Below are 2,734 nucleotides of genomic sequence, written 5' to 3' on the forward strand. Positions count from 1 at the left end.
GACGGCCGAATGACTCGCAAGCGTTTCGAGTGGACTACACTTACTTGGGGTGTGACCTGCCGATTTATCTACATCGTCGGTAAGTCCGTATGTAAGCCCATACATATGGCCATACATACGGGCCCAAGGGTGGCTTATGCGGTGGCCGTAAGAGCGATCGTTAAAGTGCTCAGGACAAAGGGGGCTACAACGGTCGCATGGGTGTACATGTAGAAGCACCGTGTCGGGTGCGTACAACGGTTCAGGCAACTGGCCTTACAACCGGCCGTCCACGCGGCGGTGCGTACGTCCGTGCAGTCGGTCTGCCACCCGTACGCAAGCCACGCCTCTTATGTAACCGCTCTACTTGCTGTCTGTAGAACTACATCAGCGCCCACACGAAGCACCGCACGACAAGCCTTTTATCGTGCGGTGGCAACCGCTTGTGCGAGAGCGGTCTGTGCGTCTAGCTGCATGACAACTGCAACGGTTGTAAAGGCAGCTTTAGAGCCAGCCGTGCATGAGCGCCTGCACTCGGCTTCATGTCGGGTCGTTTCGAAAGCCGCCACCAAAGCCAGCAGTAGACCCTGCTGCACATCCTGATACCTGGCCAGACCTAAGCGCTGACGCAGGGCCGCGCCCAGAGCTCTGCAGAAAGTTGTGCGGCCGCGCGTGTCGCAGACCGCAGGAGCGTCGCTAGTCCAGTACCTTCATGCGGGTGACGACAACCGCAGCTTCACGGACAGTGCTGGTCGCTAACCAGAAGGGTGGCGTCGGCAAAAGCTCGATCGTGTCAGCCGTGGCGGGCATGGTCGCCGCAGCGGGGCGGCGCGTGCTTGTCGTCGACGCCGACCAGCAAGCCAACGTCTCCTCGTCTGACCTCGGGGTTGAAGGCGACGGCGGCCGTGGCTTGAGTATGGCGTTGCAGTTCTCGCAAGCATTGACTCCTGTCCGGAATGTTCGCCCAAACCTCGATGTCGTCCCGGGTGGCCCGGCGCTCGCCGTTGTTGCGTCTGTAGCAGCAACCGCGTCGCAGACTGGAATCGATCTGCGCGGCAACCTATCGAAGACGCTGAACGACTTGGATGAAACCGAGAACTACGACTTGGTTCTAATCGACTCCGGCCCCGGCGATGCCCCCCTTCTTGAGGCCCTACTCGGGACGGCTCGATACCTTGTCGTACCCACCAAGGATGACGACGCCAGCTTGTCTGGTGTCGAACTACTCGCGATGCGATACCTACGGGCGCGGCGAGCTGGATCCAAGATTCAACTGCTGGGTGTTGTCCTTTTTGACACAAATCCCCGCGCGACGGCACGCAATCGCGAAGTCTTCGACCAAGTCAACGAACTTCTCGAAGGCAGCGGCGCTGACCCGTTCGAATCATTTATACGATCGGATCGTGCTGCAGCAGTGGATCTTCGAACACGCCATCTCACTCCATTAGAACTGGTCGAAGCAGCTGAGTCTGACCAGAAAAGCCGTCTGCAGAGACTGCGTCAGAAGGGCAAGTCCAGCGACCGCCTGTGGTCCCGCGATCCATCCGGGCTGGCATCGGACTACCAAGGCTTGACTCGCGAAATACTCAGCCGTGTCGCGAACGCAGAACGCAAGCAGGTTGCCGGCGGTGTCGCGTGACCACACGAAAGCGCCGGGCCGCATTTGATCCGAATGCACTCAACGATCTAGACGAACTGCTCCCACCGCTCAATCTCGTCCGCGACGCTGCAGCCGCGGGCAGCGCTACAGCGGTTAACACCGAACGCGACAACGCTGACCAAAATGGTGTTGCGACGGCCGTCCAGGAGGTCATCGATTCGAACGGCGACCGAGCAGGGCGCGCTCACGCACTCGCAGTAGTAGCGGACGACCAGCCAGAAACGTACGACGACTCCGACCGAGGCTCGGTAGCAGATGAGCCTGCAGAATTCGAAGAACACACCCCGGCAGTCACTACGCAAACCGGGACCGACGACAAGCAGAACTCGCCACGCCGGGCGGACGCGCGACGAAAGAACGTAAGAAAAGACTCGGCGACAACCAGCACAAACCGTGTCGCACCACCCGAGGTAGCTTTGCCCTATGAGGTCTACGGCGCCTTGCGGTCACTTACGCTGGAGGAGCGGACTGCGAATGCAGTAACGGCACGTACATACGGTCAAGTCGTACTCGACGCGGTTGAAGAGCACGCGGACGATCTGAAGACACATTGGGCGGGTGCAGTCGCGAGCGCAAGTACAGGTTTGTTCAAAAGGGCGGACGGAAGGCCCACACGTAGGCGACACAATGCACCCCTGTCTCGTGTTCCGCTCGCTGGAGTCATTAACTCTGACGCGGCGCTTCTCGATCAGCTAGCTAGTGACTGGGGCGCGGGCAGTCGAAGCGCCCTAGTCGAACAAGCTCTGCGTCTGTACCTACGGGTCACCTGACTCCTGGCGTTGAACAGGTGCGCTCCGCTTTCGTCAAGCCGTGGAGCTTCCGCGTTGATGAAGACGTATAGCCCAGGCCGATCTCCCGCTCACGTACGCCATTCCGCCTCCCACGCGCAGTCCGACGTAGCTGCAGCAGACACAGTCCACCTCTAAAGGAGTCTCAACGGACATGCGCACCGATCAGAGCCGTACAGTCGGTTCGCCACCTGTGCTTGCAGTTCATCCGCAGGGATAGTGCCCCATGGGGTGGTGTAATTCGGATCGGTGAACCATCCGGTTCATGATCAACGAGTTGTGTTGTATGTTAGGCGCTTTCGAGCTG

Annotated in this window: 1 protein-coding gene; it reads left to right on the forward strand. The window is 59.7% G+C overall.

The genetic code is table 11. From position 1 onward, the window contains the following. Window positions 1-691 precede the first annotated feature (691 nt). Complete coding sequence (locus A2J02_RS14530; RefSeq protein ID WP_068050824.1) at window positions 692-1,618, forward strand: ParA family protein; 927 nt, start codon at window positions 692-694, stop codon at window positions 1,616-1,618. Window positions 1,619-2,734 lie beyond the last annotated feature (1,116 nt).

Origin of the sequence: Rhodococcus sp. EPR-147, from assembly GCF_001647185.1 — a bacterium.
Classification (GTDB): domain Bacteria; phylum Actinomycetota; class Actinomycetes; order Mycobacteriales; family Mycobacteriaceae; genus Rhodococcoides.

Bases quoted from the DNA above. Each gene is read 5' to 3' on its own strand.
- A2J02_RS14530 (WP_068050824.1), top strand. From the start codon at position 692: ATGCGGGTGACGACAACCGCAGCTTCACGGACAGTGCTGGTCGCTAAC.